Genomic DNA, 18906 nt, shown 5'->3' on the forward strand with positions numbered 1-18906 from the left:
CCGCACTTGGCGCTTTAGCGCTTAGTGCGGCCCCATGCAACGCAGTCGGCGCGCACTTGGCGCTTCAGCGCTTAGTGCGGCCCCATGCAACGCCTTCGCGCGGGCCGGCTTCAGGCGGCGGCGATGGCTCCGGTGATCAGGCCGGTGACTTCCTCCGGCGAAGAGGCTTCGATCTGCTTGTCCGCCACCATGCGCCCGCGCCGCATGACGACCACGCGGTGGGCGACCTCGAAAACGTCGGGCATGCGGTGACTGATGAGAATGACGGCAATGCCGTGTTCGGACAGCCGTTTGATGAGGTCGAGCACCTGCACTACCTGGCGCACGCTGATCGCGGCGGTGGGTTCGTCCATGAGCACGAGCCGCGCCTCGGACAGTCGCGTGCGCGCGATCGCCACGGCCTGGCGCTGGCCGCCCGACATTTGCCGGACGAGATCGCGCGGGCGCGTTTCGGACTTCAGTTCCTTGAACAGTTCGGCGGCGCGCCGGTACATGGCCGCGTGATCGAGCACGCGAAAGGGCCATATGCCGATGCGCGGCTCGCGCCCGAGAAAGACGTTGGCCGCCGCCGTTAGGTTGTCGCAGAGCGCGAGGTCCTGATAGACGACCTCGATGCCTTTGGCGCGGGCATCCACGGGTCGGCTGAAATGAACGGGCTTGCCGTCGATGAGGACTTCGCCGTGAGAGGGCGGGAAGTTGCCGGCGATGACCTTCACCAGCGTCGATTTTCCGGCCCCGTTGTCGCCCATGAGTCCGACCACCTGGCCGGGTTCCAGGCTCAACGTCACGTCGGTCAGCGCCTGAATGGCGCCGAAGTGCCTGGAAACGCCTCTGAGCTCAAGAAGACTCATGGACTGTCGCGCTCGCGCTTGTGAAGCCGCCCGTTGCAGTGTCCAGGGTGGCCGGGAGACATGCTAACTAGCATGTTTTTTAGAGCACGATGGGGCTTTTAGCAAGACTATTTCATCTGCCGGTCCTGTCACGCCGCGAGCAGGCCGCCGATGAGATAAAATTGCGTTTTCGCCGAAATCCCCCGCCAGACGGACCTGGCGGGCGCTTGTCTCAGGCTTCCAGCGGCATCGCGCTCGTCCCCTTGAGTTCATCGAGGCAGACGATCGACTGCACGCTGTTCACGCCCGGCGCGCGCATCAGCGTATCGAGCAGGAATTCCGAAAGCGCCTTGAGATCGCGCGCCACCACCTTCAGGACGTAGTCGATATCGCCAGTCACGGAGTAGCACTCCTGCACTTGCGGCAACGTCGCGACGAGTTCCTTGAACTTGACGAGCTCGCGCATGTGCCCGCGCTCCATCGTTACCTGAATGAAGGCGACCACGCCGAAGCCGAGCGCCTGTGCGTCGAGGCGCGTCTCATAGCGCCGGATCACGCCGAGCTCCTCGAGCCGCCGGTGACGCCGGAGTGTCTGCGCGGGCGAGAGCTTGATCGCGGCCGCGAGTTCGAGGTTCGATGCGCGTCCGCGCTCCTGCAGTGCGGCGAGAAGCCGCATGTCGATCGTATCGAGCGCGAGATTTTGCATTTATCTTGCGTGAGATGGGTTTGAGGCGAGAGGGAATTGTATCAATCAGGGTTTGCCTGCGTACGAGATGAAATCATATTTTTCCGCGTCAACTATACACTGGGCGCACCCGATCGGGCTGGCGGCCAACACCACCACGCCCGGCAGCGCGCCGATGCGGGACGTTGTGCGCGCAATTTTATTTCGTGGAGCGGAGCAGGCGTCCTACCCGGACGCTTTGACCCCGCTCAGATAAGTCGGAGACAGGAAGAGACATGGTTTCAAACGACACGCGTGAAAATCGCGGCCAGCTAAAACGCGGCCTCAAGAATCGCCACATCCAGCTTATTGCGCTGGGCGGTGCGATCGGCACGGGCCTGTTCCTCGGCATTGCGCAGACAATTCAGACGGCCGGCCCCTCGGTGCTGCTCGGCTACGGCGTCGCCGGCATCATTGCGTTCTTCATCATGCGGCAACTCGGGGAGATGGTCGTGGACGAGCCCGTCGCCGGTTCGTTCAGCTATTTCGCCGACAAGTATTTCGGCCCGTTCGCGGGCTTTCTCTCCGGCTGGAACTACTGGGTGCTCTACGTGCTCGTGAGCATGGCCGAGCTTTCGGCAGTCGGCATCTACATGCATTACTGGTGGCCGACGCTGCCTACATGGGTCTCGGCGCTCGTGTTCTTCGTCGTGATCAACGGTATCAACCTCACGAGCGTCAAGTCGTACGGCGAACTCGAGTTCTGGTTCGCCATCATCAAGGTGCTCGCGATCGTCGGCATGATCGCCTTCGGAGGATGGCTCCTGTTCTCGGGCTCGGCCGGTCCCGAGGCAAGCGTGTCGAACCTCTGGCGCAACGGCGGTTTCTTCCCGCACGGCGTCTCAGGTCTCGTCATGGCCATGGCGGTCGTGATGTTCTCGTTCGGCGGGCTGGAGCTGGTCGGCATCACCGCGGCGGAGGCCGATGATCCCTCGCACAGCATTCCGCGCGCGACGAATCAGGTGATCTACCGCATCCTGATTTTCTACATCGGCGCGCTCGGCGTGCTGCTCTCGCTCTACCCCTGGCAGAAGGTCGTGGCCGGCGGCAGCCCCTTCGTGCTGATCTTCCACGCGATGAACAGCGACCTCGTGGCCAACGTGCTGAACCTCGTCGTGCTGACGGCGGCGCTCTCGGTCTACAACAGCGGCGTGTACTGCAACAGCCGCATGCTCTACGGCCTCGCGCAGCAAGGCAATGCGCCGAAGGCGCTGCTCAAGGTGAGCCGGCGCGGCATTCCGCTGGCGGCGCTCGGCGTGTCGGCGTTCGTCACGGCCGCCTGTGTGATCATCAACTACTTCATGCCCGGCAAGGCGTTCGAACTGCTGATGGGACTCGTCGTGTCCGCGCTCATCATCAACTGGGCGATGATCAGCCTGATTCACCTGAAGTTCCGCCGCGAGAAGGCGCGTACCGGTCAGACGACCACGTTCCGCAGCCTCGGTTATCCGCTGACGAATTACGTGTGTCTTGCGTTCCTCGGCGGCATTCTCGTTGTAATGTATCTGATTCCGGATCTGCGCATTTCCGTGTACCTGATTCCGGTCTGGCTGGGCGTGCTTGGGCTCGCCTACCGCCTGTGGTGCCGCAAGTCGGCGCCGGCGCTGCAACGCGGCGTGCCGGCTCCTTAAGCGCTGATATTCGTCCCGAATTTCGTCCAGAGAGTTAAACAGCATGTTCGAACACATCGATGCCTACCCCGGCGACCCGATCCTTTCGCTCAACGAGAACTTCCAGAAGGACCCGCGTCAGAACAAGGTCAATCTGAGCATCGGCATCTACTTCGACGACGAAGGCCGTCTGCCCGTCATGAAGGCCGTTCACGCGGCCGAGGCGGCGATTCTCGAGGAGCCGGGTCCGAAGCCGTATCTGCCGATGGCCGGTTTCGCGCAGTATCGCGACGCCGTGCAGGCACTGGTGTTCGGCGCTGACTGCCCGTCGCGCGCGGCCGGCCGCATCGCGACCGTGCAGACGCTGGGCGGCTCGGGCGCGCTCAAGGTGGGCGCCGATTTCATCAAGCGCTACTTTGCGACCAGCCAGGTGTGGGTGAGCGATCCGACGTGGGAGAACCATCGCTTCATCTTCGAGCGCGCGGGCTTCACGGTGAACACGTATCCGTACTACGACGAGGTGACGGGCGGCCTGAAGTTCGAGGCGATGCTCTCGGCCATCGACGCGCTGCCGGCGAAGAGCGTCGTGCTGCTGCACGCGTGCTGCCATAACCCGACGGGCGTCGATCTGGATCGCGCGCAATGGGAGCAAGTGATCGACGTGCTGCAAAAGCGCGACCTGCTGCCGTTCGTCGACATGGCGTATCAGGGCTTCGGCGCGGGACTCGAGGACGACGCGTTCGCGGTGCGCGAGCTTGCGCGCCGCGGGGTGCCGGCGCTCGTGGCGAATTCGTTCTCGAAGAACTTCTCGCTCTACGGCGAGCGTTGCGGCGGGCTGCACGTGATCTGCGAAGACGCGGCGGCCGCCGAACGCGTGCTCGGCCAGCTCACGGGCTCGGTGCGCGCGAACTACAGCAATCCGCCCACGCACGGCGCGAAGATCGTCACGCGCGTGCTGGGCACGCCGGAACTGAAGGCGTCGTGGGAGCAGGAGCTGGCGGCGATGTGCGAGCGCATTGCGCGCATGCGCGTGGCGATTCACGACGGCCTGCGCGCGCATGCGGGCGAAGCGGCGCTCGCGCGCTACGTGAAGCAACGCGGCATGTTCACGTACACGGGCTTAAGTGAGAAGCAGGTCGAGCGCCTGAAAGAGGAATTCGGCGTGTACATCCTGCGCTCGGGCCGGATGTGCGTGGCAGGCCTGAACGAGAAGAACGTGAGCGTGGTGGTCGACTCGGTCGGCAAGGTGATGGGGGACTGAGGAAGGGCGGGGTACGTGCCCCGATATCCTTCGCGCGCCGCTGGTGTGCCGGTATCATCCGGACGCTCCGGCGGCGTTTTCACATCTGGGCCGCCGAGCCGCTTGCCGGCGCCGCATCCGCCGGCGACGCCGCCGCCGGTTGCCATCCGACGATTCCAGGTTTCGTCGTCCCGATCTATTCATCCGGCATCAAACCGCCAGTCTGTCAAGCGGTAGGGAGTAGATGGCACACATGCCGGCCGCGCACGGTCTTCCAGGTCTTACCCTGATAGAATGCGTGAGCCGCAACGTAGTGGATTGCTGATGAAATTGCTTGATGCCCTCGTCGAACAACGGATTGCCGCCGCGGCTGCGCGCGGTGACCTCGACGACCTGCCCGGCGCCGGTGCGCCGCAGACGCTCGACGACGACCTGCTCGTGCCCGAAGAAGTGCGCATAGCCCACCGCATCCTGAAGAACGCGGGCTTCGTGCCGCCCGCAGTCGAACAGCTGCGGGCCTTGCGCGACCTCGACGAAGCGCTCGCCACGGTGGGCGAGAAGGCCGCGCAATGCCGTCTGCGAGCGCGCATGCTGGCGCTCGACATGGCGCTCGAATCCTTGCGCGGCGGACCGATGGTCGTGCCGCACGAATATCGCCGCCGCATCGCCGAGCGTTTGTCCGAACGCGCAGCGGGCGAGCCCGGCCTCCCGGGGCTCCCGGCGGGGGCTGCGTGACGGGCGGCCCCGTCCAGCCAGACGCCCCCGGCAGCGAACGCGAAGAGGCGCACCCGGTGGTCACTTCGCCTGCCGGATCGGTTCCCGCCGACCCACTCATGACGGCGTCCGCAGTCGCGCCTCAATCCGACGTCCAAGCCGATCCCGTCTCCGGGCGCGACCGGCATTTCATGCGCCTCGCACAGGCCGCCGCCGAAGAGGCGCGCGCCGCCGGTGAAGTGCCCGTGGGCGCGGTGCTCGTGCGCGGTGACGAAGTGATTGCCTCGGGCTTCAATCATCCGATCGGCGCGCACGATCCTTCCGCGCACGCCGAAATGGCGGCCTTGCGCGCGGCGGCGCACGCGCTGGGTAACTACCGCTTGCCCGGCTGCGAACTCTATGTGACCCTTGAACCGTGCCTGATGTGTGCCGGCGCGGTCATGCACGCGCGCATCGCACGGGTGGTGTTCGGCGCGCATGACCCGAAAACCGGCGCATGCGGCAGCGTGGTCGACGCCTTCGCCAACGAGCAGCTCAATCATCACACGAGCGTCTCTGGAGGGGTGCTGGCGGACGAGTGCGGCGAGGCGCTGCGTGCCTTCTTCGCCGAGCGCCGGCGCGCGAGCCGGGAAGCGCGCCGCACGGCCCGGGAACAGGCCGACCAAGGGCAGGGGGAGACTGGGGTAGCCGGTCCGGACGAACCCGCGGGTTGAACCTCACGGTTGAATCGAATTGCACATGACCATTCATCGCACCATCGAGCTGGTTGCTCCGTCCGGTTATCCGCATGACGCGGAAGCGGTGCACCGTGCGCTTGCCCGGTTGCGGGCGCAAGGCCATCACGTCAGCGGCGTGCAGGCGACCGAGCGGCGCTATCAGCGCTTTGCCGGCACGGATGGCCAGCGCGCGGCGGAACTGAATCGCCTCGCCGACCCGTCGCGCGACCTGCCGGACATCGTACTCGCCGTGCGTGGCGGCTACGGCGCGGTGCGCATCCTGCACGGTCTCGATTACGACGGACTACAACGGCGTTTGACGGATCAGCCGATTGCGTTCGTGGGCCATAGCGATTTCACCGCCATTCAGCTTGCGCTGCTCGCGCGCGCCGGCCTCACGACGTTCGGCGGTCCGATGCTCTGCAGCGACTTCGGCGCCGAGAGTCTCAGCAGCTTCACGATGCATCACTTCTGGGACGCGCTCTCGAAACCGAAATATACGCTCAAGGTGAATGCGCCGCAGGCCCAGTCGACGAATGTTTCGGGTACGCTCTGGGGCGGCAATCTGGCCGTGCTGACTTCGTTGATCGGCACGCCTTATCTGCCGTCGGTCGAGGGCGGCATCCTCTTCGTCGAAGACGTGAACGAGCAGCCGTTCCGCATCGAGCGCATGATTTATCAGCTGCATCTGACCGGCATTCTTGCTCGCCAGCAAGCCCTGGTGCTGGGCGACTTCACCGGCCACAAGCAGTTCGATTACGACAACGGCTACGATCTGCGCGAAATGGTGGAGCAGGTGCGTGCAGTGGTGGGCATTCCAGTGGTGACGGGTCTGCCGTTCGGCCATATTCCCGATATGGTCACGTTGCCGATGGGCGCACCTGGGCAGCTGATCACCACCGCACATGGCTTCGAGCTGACCGTGAGCGGCTATCCGCATCTGAGTTGATTTCGCACTAGAAGGAAGCGCTTTCGGGCGCTTTTTTTATGCAGGATTATGCAACTAACAGCCTGCACCGAGCGGCGCCAAACAATGTTCATCCAAACGCCGGGTTGCTAAATTGTTGACAAAAAATATGCACGGATTGGGGCAATGAATCACCATGCAGGTGCTGAATGCCCAGTAATGAAGCCAATTTCACCGATAAGAGGCATGTGGCAGCCGGCACGCACGTGAGGATCTTCCCCAAGTTCGCCAACAAAATTGTTGACAATATTTATGTCCAATCTAGGATACCCAACATAGAGACACGAGCCATGCGAAATAGCGATATCGACGCCGAAGCAACCGGCATGAAGCCCGAGGCAATCGCCGCGCGAATCCGCGCAGCGATTCTCGAGCACCGGCTGCCGCCCGGCGCGAAGTTGACCGAAGCGCAGTTGTGCGAAGTATTCGGCGTGAAGCGCGGCCCGATCCGCCAGGCGCTCGCGCTGCTCGCGAAGGACCATCTCGTGGATCTGGAGCCCAATCGTGGCGCGTTCGTCGCAAGCCCGTCGCTCCAGGAAGTGCACGAGGTGTTCGAGATGCGGCGGATCATCGAATTGGCGGTAGTAGGGCGCATCTGCAGCGCGCAGCACGGCAACCGTCGGCTGAAGAGCATCGGCGAGACGATCCGGCGCGAGCGCAAGGCCTTCGAGGGGCGCGACTTTCCGACGTGGATCCGGCTTTCGGGCGAGTTTCATACGTCGCTGGCCACGCTCACCGGCAATACGGTGCTGTGCGATTGCCTGGGCGGGCTCGTGGCGCGCTCGACGCTGATTTCAGCGCTCTACGAATCGCCGGGACGCAGTCCGTGCTCGTTCGACGATCACGAAGCGATTCTCGCGGCACTCGAGGCCGGAGACGAGAAGGCGGCCGTCGAGCTGATGGTCCGCCATTTGCAGGGTGTCGAGCTCAGGATGCTCGACCGGCCGGGAGGCGCCTCGGTCGACTTGCAGGAAGTGTTCAGCGCGCGCGAGGCGACCACGCTTGCACGCTGATACGCATGCGAAGCGGCACTGAAACGGATTGCAGTAAAGGATTGCAGTAAAGCGCGACAGCCCGCTTCGACAGGTGGCTGCCGCGGCTGAAAAGGATGGAGTGGGGCGCATGCGGTGCATGCGTACGGCAAGAACAGGCACAGCGTTACAGGGCGCCAGCAGACGGCGACCGGCGCAGTGCCAGCGAAGGCCAGACCATTCGGGGATATCGCGGCGGCCGCGTCCAGCGGCGGTACGCACGCGTTTCGAGGCGCTCAGGCGTCTTTTTTCCGTCGGCAAATCCATCCAAGGAGCGGATCATGGCTCAGTTCAGCGCGTCACCTGGCAGTCCGGCAGTGCCCAACTTCGAATCTGGCGAAAGCAGCGAGTCCGCAGACAACCTGCGCTTGCCGGCCGGCTACAGCGAGCGGCTTTACAACCACGACCTGGCTCCCCTCAAGGAGCAGACCTGGGGCGCGTACAACATCTTCGCGTTCTGGATGTCCGACGTGCATAGCGTAGGCGGCTACGTGTTCGCGGGGAGCCTCTTCGCGCTCGGCCTCACGAGCTGGCAAGTGCTCGTCGCGCTGATCGTCGGCATCTCCATCGTCAATGTGCTCTGTAACCTGATCGCGCGGCCGAGCCAGCGTCACGGCGTGCCGTATCCGGTGGCGTGTCGCGGCACCTTCGGTGTGCTGGGCGCCAACATTCCCGCCGTGATTCGCGGCCTCATCGCCGTGGCGTGGTACGGCATCCAGACCTATCTCGCCTCGAGCGCGCTCGTGATCGTCGTGCTCAAGTTCGTTCCGCAGCTCATGCCTTATGCCGACGTGCACAAGCACGGCTTGCTCGGGCTTTCCGCGGTCGGCTGGGCCGGCTTCATGACGCTCTGGGTGCTGCAGGCCCTCGTGTTCTGGAACGGCATGGAGACCATCAAGAAGTTCATCGACTTCGCGGGGCCGGCTGTTTATGTCGTGATGTTCGCGCTCGCGGGCTACATGGTGTATCGCGCGGGCTGGCACAACATCGGCCTGAATCTCGGCGGCGTGAAGTATCACGGTACCGAAGTGATTCCCGTGATGATCACGGCGATCTCGCTCGTGGTGTCGTATTTCTCGGGGCCGATGCTCAATTTCGGCGACTTCTCGCGCTACGGCAAGTCGCTCAAGAGCGTGCACAAGGGCAACTTCTGGGGGCTGCCGGTCAACTTCCTCGCCTTCTCTCTCGTCACGGTCATCACGACGTCGGCAACGCTGCCCGTGTTCGGAGAACTGATTACCGATCCCGTCGAAACGGTCGGCCGCATCGATCATCCGACCGCGGTGATTCTCGGCGCGCTCACGTTCACGATCGCGACCATCGGCATCAACATCGTCGCGAACTTCGTTTCGCCCGCGTTCGATTTTTCCAACGTCGCGCCGCGACTCATCAGCTGGCGTGCGGGTGGCATGCTCGCCGCCGTCGCCTCGATCTTTATCACGCCGTGGAATCTCTTCAACAACCCGGCCGTGATTCACTACACGCTCGACATACTCGGCGCCTTCATCGGGCCTTTGTATGGTGTCCTGATCGTCGATTTTTATCTCGTGAAGCGCGGTCGTCTTGCCGTGGACGAGCTCTACACGGTGTCGCCGAAGGGGGCGTACTGGTATCGCAATGGTGTGAACTGGCGCGCGGTGTCGGCTTTGCTGCCCGCAGCGGTGATCGCGATTCTCTGCGTGATGGTGCCTGCGCTCGGCGGCGCGGCGAACTTCTCGTGGTTCATCGGCGCCGCGCTCGGCGCGTTGTTCTATCGCGCGCTCACGATGGGCGAACGCGCCCGCGCAAACGCATGAGCTTCACGCAAAACCAGGCATCGACGAAGGAATCGAAATGCGCATCAAACTGATCAACCCGAACACGACGCAGCGTATGACCGCCGCGATGGAGCAGTGCGCGCGCGCCGTGATCGCCCCGGGCACGGAGGTGGTAGCGGTGAGCCCGACGATGGGCCCGCCGTCGATCGAAGGCTATTACGACGAGGCGCTCGCTACGCCCGGTCTGCTCGCCGAAGTGGAGGCCGGCGAGCGAGAAGGCTTCGACGGCTATGTGATTGCGTGCTTTGGCGACCCGGGCCTTTACGCGGCGCGCGAGTTGGCGCGCGGGCCCGTCGTGGGTATCGCGGAAGCCGCCATGCATGCCGCGAGCGTGCTGGCGCCGGGCTTCTCGGTCGTGACGACGCTCTCGCGCACGCGCGCAATGGCCTGGCACCTCGCCGAGCGCTACGGCATGACACGTTTTTGCCGCAACGTGCGCGCGATCGACGTGGCCGTACTCGAACTCGATGAACCCGGATCGGCCGCGCGCCGCGCGATCGTCGACGAGTGCCGCCGCGCGCTCGAAGAAGATGGCGCGGACGCGATCGTGCTCGGTTGCGCGGGCATGACGAGCTTGTGCGAGCAGGTGGAGGACGCGCTCGGCGTGCCAGTGGTCGACGGCGTGACGGCCGCCGTGAAGTGGGTGGAGGCGCTCGTTGCGCTGCGCCTCACGACCGCCAAGCGCGGCGACTTCGCGCGCCCGCTCGCCAAGCGTTACGACGGCGAATTCGCGCGTTTCAGCCCGGCCAACCCCGCCCCGGCCACGGAAACGCCGCCGCCCGTGCGGCCGCTGCGCTACGGGTAAACGCGCAACGCGTGCAAGCGCAGATGGCCGCCCGGACGACACCATATCGGGCGGCCACATACACCTCGCTTGACCCGTACTATCTGAGCGCGCGTATGGGCGCGTACAGGTGATTTCGCTACACTGGTCCGGTCCTGCAGGCAGGTTGCGCGGACCGTCCGCGAGGCCCTGCAAAGCAGCGCCAGCGGCCGCTTCACGGTGACTCGCCGTGGTGCGGACATTGCGTTTCCTTCTCTCTATTCGATTGATTCGACCAGCATGCCACTCGATCCCCAATATCCCCGCGACCTGATCGGTTATGGCCGGTATCCGGTGCAGGCCAACTGGCCCGGTCAGGCGCGCGTCGCGGTGCAGTTCGTGCTCAACTACGAAGAGGGCGGCGAAAACTGCGTGCTGCACGGCGACCCCGGCTCCGAGCAGTTCCTCTCCGAAATCGTGGGTGCCGCGGCCTATCCCGCGCGCCATATGAGCATGGAGTCGATCTACGAATATGGCTCGCGCGCGGGCGTGTGGCGCATCCTGCGCGAATTCGAAAAGCGTGGCCTGCCGCTCACCGTATTCGGTGTGGGCATGGCGATCGAGCGTCATCCCGAAGTCGCGCGCGCGTTCGTCGAACTGGGCCACGAGATCGCGTGCCATGGCTATCGCTGGATTCACTACCAGGACATCTCGCCCGCCAAAGAGGCCGAGCATATGAAGCTCGGCATGCAAGCGATTGAGCGCGTGACGGGCGTGCGCCCGCTCGGCTGGTACACGGGACGCGACAGCCCGAACACGCATCGCCTCGTGGCCGAGTATGGCGGCTTCCTCTACGACTCCGATTACTATGGCGATGACCTGCCGTTCTGGATGGACGTGGAGGTCACAGGCGGCACATCGGTGCCGCAACTGATCGTGCCTTACACGCTCGACACGAACGACATGCGCTTCGCGTCGCCCCAGGGATTCAACACGGCGGACCACTTCTTCACCTATTTGCGCGACGCATTCGACGTGCTCTATGAAGAAGGCGACGAAGCGCCGAAGATGCTCTCGATCGGCATGCACTGCCGGCTGCTCGGGCGCCCTGGGCGCTTTCGCGCGCTGCAGCGCTTTCTCGATCACATCGAAAAACACGAGCGCGTGTGGGTCACGCGCCGCGTGGACATCGCGCGCCACTGGCGCGAGCATCATCCCTATCAACCGCAGCAGAACGACCACCGCGGGGCCGCCGCATGAAGGCAATGCACTACACCCTGGAACAGCTGAATCAAGCCTCGGTCGACGCCTTCGTGGCGGCGCTTTCGGGCATCTTCGAGCACTCGCCCTGGGTTGCCGCTGCGGCCGCGCAGCAGCGCCCGTTTGCGAGCATCGACGCGCTGCATCGCACCATGTCGCAGGCCGTGGAAACCTCGGGCGAGGCGCAGCAGCTTGCGCTCATCAACGCCCACCCCGAGCTTGCGGGCAAGGCCGCCGTGCGCGGCGAGCTGACCGCCGAATCCACGCGCGAGCAAAGCGGCGCGGGTCTGAACCAGTGCACGCAGGAAGAGTTCGACAAGCTGCTCGCGCTCAACGGCGCGTATCGCGAGAAGTTCGGATTCCCATTCATTCTCGCGGTGCGCGGCTATGACCGCCACGCCATCATCGCGAACTTCGAGGCGCGCGTGAACAACAGCCGCGCCGATGAAATGCGCGCGAGCCTCGACCAGATTTACCGCATTGCGCGCTTCAGGCTCGACGAGCTGATCGACGCGTAACGTGGCGATGCGCCCACCGGCTTTTCGCGGAAGGGGCGCAGCGCCGTTTTTGATCTACAGAAAAGACACGAAGGAAGACAACGATGGCACTCCCGACTCTCGACCCCAACGCCCCCGATTTCACGCGCCGCTTCGTGAATCTCGCGGACCCGCGCCTGGGCGCGCAGGCGCTCGAGGCGAGCGACGACTTCTTCGCACCGAAGGATCGCATGCTCAATCCGGAGCCGGCCGTCTTTATTCCGGGCAAGTACGACGAACACGGCAAGTGGATGGACGGCTGGGAAACGCGCCGCAAGCGCACGACCGGCTATGACTGGTGCATCGTGAAGCTCGCGCGCCCCGGCGTCATCAAGGGCCTCGATATCGACACGAGCCACTTCACGGGCAACTACCCGCCGGCGGCATCGGTGGAGGGCGCGTACGTGGCCGATGGCGCACCCACGGCCACGACACAATGGACGGAGATCGTTCCTTCGACCTCGTTGAACGGCAATAGCCACCATTACGTGGAAGTGTCGAGCGACAAGCCGTACACGCACCTGCGCGTGAATATCTATCCCGATGGCGGCATCGCGCGTCTGCGCGTGTACGGTCAACCGCAGGTGGACTGGGCGGGCGCGAGCCGCACCGAACTGTTCGACCTGGCCGCGATGGAAAACGGTGCGTACCTCGTTAGCGCGAACAACCAGCACTTTGGCATGGCCTCCACGCTGCTCATGCCGGGCCGCGGCGTGAACATGGGCGACGGCTGGGAAACGCGCCGCCGCCGGGAACCGGGCAACGACTGGGCGATCATCGCGCTCGCGCAGCCGGGCATCATCAAGAAGATCGAAGTCGACACGGCGCACTTCAAGGGCAACTATCCCGACCGCTGCTCGTTCCAGGCCGCGCGCGTGGTGGGCGGCACGGACAGCTCGCTCGTGACCCAGGCCATGTTCTGGCCGGTGCTGCTCGGCGAGCAGAAGCTGCAGATGGACAAGCAGCACTACTACGAAAGCGAGCTCGCGACGCTCGGCCCGGTTACGCACGTGCGCTTCAACATCATCCCGGACGGCGGCGTTTCGCGTGTGCGCCTCTGGGGTACGCTCGCCTGATACGCTGATGAGGCCATCATGAGTGAAACAAGGACGACGCTGACTATCGAGCCGCTCACACCCGAGGCGTTCGCGCCCTTCGGCGACGTGATCGAACTCGCGGGTGCGAAGCAGGTTCCGATCAATCTGGGGACGACCATCCGCTTTCACGATCTCGCGAAAGTGGACGTGACCGACGAAGGCGGCCGCACGCTCGTGAATCTTTTTCGCGGGCAGCCGCGCGAGCTGCCGTTCGAAGTGAAGATGCTCGAACGGCATCCGCTGGGCAGTCAGGCATTCGTGCCGCTCAACGACAAGCCCTATCTCGTGGTGGTCGCGCCGGCAGGCGAGCTGGACGTGACCCGGATTCGCGCGTTCGTTTCGCGCGGCTGGCAGGGCGTGAATTATGCAAAGGGCGTTTGGCATCATCCGCTGATCGCGTTAGACGAGGTGAGCGATTTCATCGTCGTCGATCGCGGTGGGGATGGGCTCAATCTCAACGAGCAGGATCTGGCGGAGTCGTTCTGGTTGACGGAAGACGCGATGAGGGCGGCGATGCGCTGATCCGCGGAATTACGCAGCAGTCCGTATCAGCGCAAAAGCCACGGTCGAGACCGTGGCTTTTTTGCGTTTGGTGGATGAAATGCGGTGATGGCCCAGATCGAACCGGCTGCGCAAAGCGCAGCATGGCTTTGCGCGACGCCTTCGATGCTTCGAAAAGAAAAAGGACCCGAAGCGCGTCGCTCTTCGGGTCCTTCCACTCACCGCCCACGTAGCGCGATGCAAACCGCTCGCGCTCGTAACTACGTCATTGCTTTGCACCGCCCTGGAACCAGGCGGCGATCTTCTGCCGCTCGTCGTCGGTCATGTGCGTGACGTTGCCAAGCGGCATCGCCTTGAGCGTCACAGCCTGCTGATAGAGCCGCTGCGCGTTCTGCGAAATTTCGTCGGGCGTATCGAGCATCACGCCGGCCGGCGCCGCGCCCATCAACGTCGGGTGCGCCGAGTGACAGGCCGCGCAGCGCTGCTGCAGGATCGGCTGGATGTCGGAAATCTTCAGCGACGGCGCGTTCGCGGCTTCGGCCTGCGGCACGACCGGGCGCGGCAGCGTCCACACCAGTGCGACGAACATCAGCGCCACGCCGCCGATCGGCAGATACCAAAGTTGCTGCCCGCGATGGCGCATCACGAAGAACTGGCGAATCAGCGCGCCGGCCAGCATGATCACCACGAGCACGGCCCAGTTGTAGGCGTGGGCGTAGGTCATCGCGTAGTGGTTCGAGAGCATCGCGAACACCACAGGCAGCGTGAAATACGTGTTGTGCACCGAGCGCTGCTTGCCGCGCTTGCCGTAGATCGGGTTCGGCACTTCTCCCTTGAGCATCGCGGCGACCATCTTGCGCTGGCCCGGGATGATGACGAAGAACACGTTCGCCGACATGATCGTCGCGAGCATCGCGCCCATGATGAGGTACGCGGCGCGGCCCGAGAAAATGTGGCAGGCGAGGTAGGCGGCGATCACGACATAGATGCCCACGCACACGCCCAGCAGCTTGTCCTTCGTGCCGAGCACGCGGCACAGCGAGTCGTAGACGATCCAGCCCGCGGCGAGGAAGCCCAGTGCCGAAAAGATCGCGACGACCGGACCCATGTCGAGCACGTTCTTGTCGATGAGATACGTGTTCGGCGCCATCAGGTACAGCACCGTGAAGAGCGACGCGCCCGAGAGCCACGTGGTGTACGACGGCCACTTCGACCAGTGAAGGTCGTCGGGCATTTCAGGCGGCGCCACGGTGTACTTCTGCATGTTGTAGAAGCCGCCCCCGTGCACGTGCCACAGCTCGCCGAACACGCCGCGACGGCGCTGGTTCGGGTCCGTGGGCGGTTTGAGGCTGTTGTCGAGCGCGACGAAATAGAACGACTCGCCAATCCAGGCGATCGCCGCGATGACGTGGAACCAGCGCAGTGCGAGGTTCAGCCAATCAGTAATAAAGCCTTCCATGAAACGTCTCCAGTCCTGATGCATTGCGCGCGCGTCTGAACGCACGCTAACTGCGGGGTATGAGCGCGCTGCCTGGCGTCGGGGCCGCTGGACGACCCATGCGCTGCCGCGCTGCCGTTATTGTTCGTATGTCCTCGGGCTTGATGTCCCGGGCTGGAAGATCGCCCGGAATGCCCTCCGACCAGGTGTTGCGGTGGCCCGGGGGACGCTCAGCTGCCCCGATAGGTGCTGTACGACCACGGCGAAACGAGTAGCGGCACGTGGTAGTGCGAGCCGGCGTCGGCGATGCCGAAGCGCAGCACTACGCGGTCGACGAAACGCGGCTCGGGCACCTTCGTGCCGAGCGCGGCGAAATAGTCGCCGGCATGGAACACGAGTTCGTATTCGCCCTTGGCGAGTGCTTCGCCCTCGAGCAGCGGCGCGTCGCAGCGGCCGTCGTCATTGGTGGTGACGGTCTTGAGCGCGCGGCGCGCGTCGCCCGAGAGCGCAAAGAGCTCGACCTTGATGCCCGCGCCGGGACGGCCGTTCGCGGTGTCGAGCACGTGGGTAGTCAGCTTGCCCATTCGCAGTTTTCCTTGTGAGTGCCTGGTGCGATTGCGAGGTTTCAGCGGCAGCTCCCGATCCCATGCATGATGCATTGCGGCGGATCGAGGCTCCACGTCAGTGGCTACATACCCGTCGGCGGATCGAAGCGAGCGCCGTGAACGCATTTTAAGAACGATCGCACCCGGCGCGCGCGAGCGATAGGAAAGATAAAGCTACGCGCATGAGGGTGAGCCCTGGGGCCGCCGCTCATTGCGCCCCGGATTCCGGCTGCCCTTACTGGCATCGTAGCGACGCCAAAAATCGACCTTTATATGCATGGTGTAAATGTGGGTATCGCAGCGGCGCGAATTGCCACGACTATTTTGGCTGCGGATCGTAGAGGCCATGCGCAGCGCGTGCTGCGCGTCCCGAAGACGGCGATGGACGCCGGGTAACCGGGCCAGCGGCGTCCTCGTCGGGACGCGTCGGCACCGGGCGCCTGGGCGACCGGCGAGGCCGGCGGGAGGCGAGGGCGTCTGGTTCACACGCCGTGCGCGAGTCCGAACGAAAAGCCAGGGCTCGCGGCGGCACGACAACGGAGCGAACAAGGACGATGGAACCCACTCTCGCACAGCGGCAAAACCCGCGAGACCCGCAAAAGCCCGGCAAGACTTTGCTGGTGAAAAACGCCGACATGCTGGTGACAATGGACGGCGCGCGCCGCGAGATTCGCGGCGGCGGCCTCTACGTCGAAGGCAACCGCATCGTCGCGGTCGGCCCGACGGCGGAACTGCCCGCCACGGCCGACGAGGTGATCGACGCCAGCGGCCATCTCGTGACGCCTGGGCTCGTCAATACGCACCACCACATGTACCAAAGCCTCACGCGAGCCGTGCCGGCCGCGCAGGACGCCGAACTGTTCGGCTGGCTCACCAGCCTCTACAAGGTATGGGCGAACCTTACGCCCGAGATGATCGAGGTCTCCACGCTCACCGCGATGTCGGAGCTGCTGCTCTCGGGCTGCACGACGTCCAGCGATCATCTGTACATCTATCCGAACGGCAGCCGCCTCGACGACAGCATTCGGGCTGCGCAACGCATCGGCATGCGTTTTCATGCGAGCCGCGGCAGCATGAGCGTCGGCCAGAAGGACGGCGGCTTGCCGCCCGACGCCGTGGTCGAGCGCGACGATGCGATCCTTGCCGACACGCAGCGCGTCATCGAGACGTATCACGACGAGGGCCGGTACGCGATGCTGCGCATCGTCGTCGCGCCATGCTCGCCGTTCTCGGTGAGCCGCGACCTGATGCGCGAATCGGCGGCGCTCGCACGGCATTACGGCGTGTCGATGCACACGCATCTCGCCGAGAACGCCAACGACATTGCTTACAGCCGCGAAAAGTTCGGTATGACGCCCGCCGAATATGCGGAGGACCTTGGCTGGGTGGGCCGCGACGTGTGGCATGCCCACTGCGTACAGCTCGACGACCACGGCATCGGCTTGTTCAGCAGGACCTGCACCGGCGTCGCGCATTGCCCGTGCTCGAACATGCGGCTCGCCTCGGGCATCGCGCCCGTGAAGAAGATGCGGCTCGCCGGCGTGCCGGTCGGTCTCGGCGTGGATGGCTCGGCGTCGAACGACGGCGCGCAGATGGTCGCCGAGGCGCGCCAGGCCATGCTGCTCGCGCGCGTGGGCTTCGGGCCCGATGCGATGACCGCGCGCGAAGCGCTCGAAATCGCGACGCTGGGCGGCTCACAGGTGCTGGGCCGCGACGACATCGGCGCGCTCGCACCCGGCATGGCGGCGGACTTCGTGGCATTCGACCTGCGCCAGCCGCTGTTCGCGGGCGCGCTGCACGATCCCGTTGCGGCGCTCGTCTTCTGCGCACCCTCGCAGGTCGCGCTGAGCGTGATCGGCGGCCGCGTAATCGTGAAGGAGGGCGTGCTGCAGACAGTGGAGCTCGAGCCGGTCATCGAGCGGCATAACCGGCTCGCGGCGCAACTCATGCAGATGGCGCGCTGAGGCAAGCACGCCGCCCATAGAGGTATTGAGAGGTCGAGCGGCCGCAGCAACGGGCGGCCGTGCTGCTCAAGGCTTGTCGATCAGCGTCTTCGTCGCTTCGGCGATGAGGCTGCGCAACCAGCGTACTTCGTCCGAGTAATGACAGCGTTCGTGCCACAACTGGTAGTACTGCATCGGCGGGAAGTCGAGCGGCGCGGGCACCACCGTGAGCGGCAGGAAGCGCGCGTAGTGGTCGGCGAACAGGCGCGTGGTCGTGAAGACCAGGTCCGACTTCACGAGTACGTAGGGCGCGAGATTGAAGTAGGGCAGCGTGACGACCACGTGGCGCTTGAGACGCTCGCGCGCGAGGTGCACATCGATGGCGCCGCGCTGGCCCACAGAATAGGGAGTGGGCGCGAGATGCGGCGCGTTCAGATACTGGTCGAGCGTGAGCCCGCCGCGCTTGGCGAACGGGTGCGTGTTGTTCATCAGGCAGACAATCTGGTCGACGAACAGGTTCGAGAGGTGCAGCTGTTCGGGGGGCTCGGGCCAGTTGCCGATGACGATATCGAGCTTGCCCTCCTCGAGGGCGAGCTCGTAGTCGAACGCAGGCCCGAGCGAGTGAAATTCGAGCGTGGCATTGGGCGCGGCCTGGCGAAAGCGTTCGACCACAGTCGGCACGAACAGGACGTTCAGATAGTCGGGACAGCCAATCCGATAGCAGCGGATGGAGGTGGCCGGATCGAAATTGTGCTGCTGGAAGCGGATGCGCTCGATCTCGCGCAGCGCGTTCTGGACGGGCTCGAGCAGGCGCAGGCCGTACTCGGTCGGCACCATGCCGGACTTGCCGCGCACGAGGAGCGGGTCGCCGGTGATGTCGCGCAGGCGCCGAAGCGCCGCGCTGATTGCGGGCTGGGACTGATTGAGCTTGACGGCCGCGCGTGTCACGCTGCGCTCCATCAGAAGCGTGTGCAAGACGCGCAAGAGGTACGTGTCGATCGCCTCGCGTTGCTGACTCATGAATTCTCCGAATTATATGTTTTGGCTGATCGATGAGGCTTGGGGGTATATCGTTTTTAATATGGACAAAAAGTGGCGTCAAGCGAGGCTTACC

General features: G+C 64.5%; 17 protein-coding genes and 1 pseudogene. 13 read left to right on the forward strand and 5 right to left on the reverse strand.

Translation table 11 applies throughout. The features are described from left to right. Window positions 1–110: 110 nt before the first annotated feature. Together M3I53_RS07470 and M3I53_RS07475 are read right to left on the reverse strand one after the other, a co-directional pair. Window positions 111–851, reverse strand: a complete 741-nt coding sequence (locus tag M3I53_RS07470) for an ATP-binding cassette domain-containing protein (RefSeq protein ID WP_254315308.1) — start codon at window positions 849–851, stop codon at window positions 111–113. A 211-nt stretch (window positions 852–1062) separates the two neighbouring features. After that, window positions 1063–1536: an Lrp/AsnC family transcriptional regulator gene (locus M3I53_RS07475; RefSeq protein ID WP_069265638.1), complete on the reverse strand. Its 474-nt coding sequence runs from the start codon at window positions 1534–1536 to the stop codon at window positions 1063–1065. A 254-nt stretch (window positions 1537–1790) separates the two neighbouring features. Between M3I53_RS07475 and M3I53_RS07480 the strand changes: the two genes are divergently transcribed. From M3I53_RS07480 to M3I53_RS07535, 12 genes and pseudogenes are all read left to right on the forward strand, one after another. Further along, window positions 1791–3185, forward strand: coding sequence for an amino acid permease (locus tag M3I53_RS07480; protein WP_254315309.1), 1395 nt, complete (start codon window positions 1791–1793; stop codon window positions 3183–3185). 43 nt (window positions 3186–3228) lie between these two features. After that, window positions 3229–4425, forward strand: a complete 1197-nt coding sequence (locus tag M3I53_RS07485) for an amino acid aminotransferase (RefSeq protein WP_254315310.1) — start codon at window positions 3229–3231, stop codon at window positions 4423–4425. A 303-nt stretch (window positions 4426–4728) separates the two neighbouring features. Further along, window positions 4729–5139, forward strand: a complete 411-nt coding sequence (locus M3I53_RS07490; protein ID WP_254315311.1) for a DnaJ family domain-containing protein — start codon at window positions 4729–4731, stop codon at window positions 5137–5139. Between the two features lie 98 nt (window positions 5140–5237). Beyond that, complete coding sequence (gene tadA, locus M3I53_RS07495) at window positions 5238–5831, forward strand: tRNA adenosine(34) deaminase TadA (protein ID WP_254315312.1); 594 nt, start codon at window positions 5238–5240, stop codon at window positions 5829–5831. Between the two features lie 25 nt (window positions 5832–5856). Then, window positions 5857–6783 carry a muramoyltetrapeptide carboxypeptidase gene (gene ldcA, locus M3I53_RS07500; RefSeq protein WP_254315313.1) on the forward strand — a complete coding sequence of 309 codons (927 nt, stop codon included), beginning with the start codon at window positions 5857–5859 and terminating at the stop codon, window positions 6781–6783. 308 nt (window positions 6784–7091) lie between these two features. Then, complete coding sequence (locus M3I53_RS07505) at window positions 7092–7814, forward strand: GntR family transcriptional regulator (RefSeq protein ID WP_254315314.1); 723 nt, start codon at window positions 7092–7094, stop codon at window positions 7812–7814. 299 nt (window positions 7815–8113) lie between these two features. Continuing rightward, window positions 8114–9628, forward strand: coding sequence for an NCS1 family nucleobase:cation symporter-1 (locus tag M3I53_RS07510; RefSeq protein WP_254315315.1), 1515 nt, complete (start codon window positions 8114–8116; stop codon window positions 9626–9628). A 37-nt stretch (window positions 9629–9665) separates the two neighbouring features. Beyond that, window positions 9666–10567: pseudogene (locus M3I53_RS07515) on the forward strand (aspartate/glutamate racemase family protein). Between the two features lie 145 nt (window positions 10568–10712). Further along, window positions 10713–11672 (forward strand): allantoinase PuuE, encoded by a 960-nt coding sequence (gene puuE / locus M3I53_RS07520; RefSeq protein WP_254315317.1) that lies wholly within the window; start codon window positions 10713–10715, stop codon window positions 11670–11672. Then, on the forward strand, window positions 11669–12190 hold the full coding sequence (gene uraD / locus M3I53_RS07525; RefSeq protein ID WP_254315318.1) for a 2-oxo-4-hydroxy-4-carboxy-5-ureidoimidazoline decarboxylase: 522 nt from the start codon (window positions 11669–11671) through the stop codon (window positions 12188–12190). The genes puuE and uraD overlap by 4 nt, the downstream gene beginning before the upstream one ends. Window positions 12191–12273: 83 nt before the next feature. Continuing rightward, window positions 12274–13284, forward strand: a complete 1011-nt coding sequence (alc, locus tag M3I53_RS07530; RefSeq protein WP_254315319.1) for an allantoicase — start codon at window positions 12274–12276, stop codon at window positions 13282–13284. A gap of 18 nt (window positions 13285–13302) precedes the next feature. Further along, window positions 13303–13827, forward strand: coding sequence for an ureidoglycolate lyase (locus M3I53_RS07535; RefSeq protein ID WP_254315320.1), 525 nt, complete (start codon window positions 13303–13305; stop codon window positions 13825–13827). A gap of 244 nt (window positions 13828–14071) precedes the next feature. Here the strand turns inward: M3I53_RS07535 and M3I53_RS07540 are convergent, their stop codons facing one another. Together M3I53_RS07540 and uraH are read right to left on the reverse strand one after the other, a co-directional pair. After that, complete coding sequence (locus tag M3I53_RS07540) at window positions 14072–15265, reverse strand: urate hydroxylase PuuD (RefSeq protein WP_133186712.1); 1194 nt, start codon at window positions 15263–15265, stop codon at window positions 14072–14074. 209 nt (window positions 15266–15474) lie between these two features. Then, the gene (gene uraH / locus M3I53_RS07545) at window positions 15475–15828 is read right to left on the reverse strand and encodes a hydroxyisourate hydrolase (protein WP_133186714.1); all 354 of its coding nucleotides are present in this window, start codon (window positions 15826–15828) and stop codon (window positions 15475–15477) included. A 575-nt stretch (window positions 15829–16403) separates the two neighbouring features. Between uraH and M3I53_RS07550 the strand changes: the two genes are divergently transcribed. Next, window positions 16404–17813, forward strand: a complete 1410-nt coding sequence (locus M3I53_RS07550) for an 8-oxoguanine deaminase (protein WP_254315321.1) — start codon at window positions 16404–16406, stop codon at window positions 17811–17813. A 66-nt stretch (window positions 17814–17879) separates the two neighbouring features. On the opposite strand, the gene M3I53_RS07555 is transcribed toward M3I53_RS07550, so the two are convergent. After that, window positions 17880–18812 carry a LysR substrate-binding domain-containing protein gene (locus M3I53_RS07555; protein WP_254315322.1) on the reverse strand — a complete coding sequence of 311 codons (933 nt, stop codon included), beginning with the start codon at window positions 18810–18812 and terminating at the stop codon, window positions 17880–17882. Between the last annotated feature and the right edge of the window lie 94 nt (window positions 18813–18906).

Source organism: Paraburkholderia sp. CNPSo 3272 (assembly GCF_024206495.1).
In the GTDB taxonomy this organism is placed as follows: Bacteria; Pseudomonadota; Gammaproteobacteria; order Burkholderiales; family Burkholderiaceae; genus Paraburkholderia.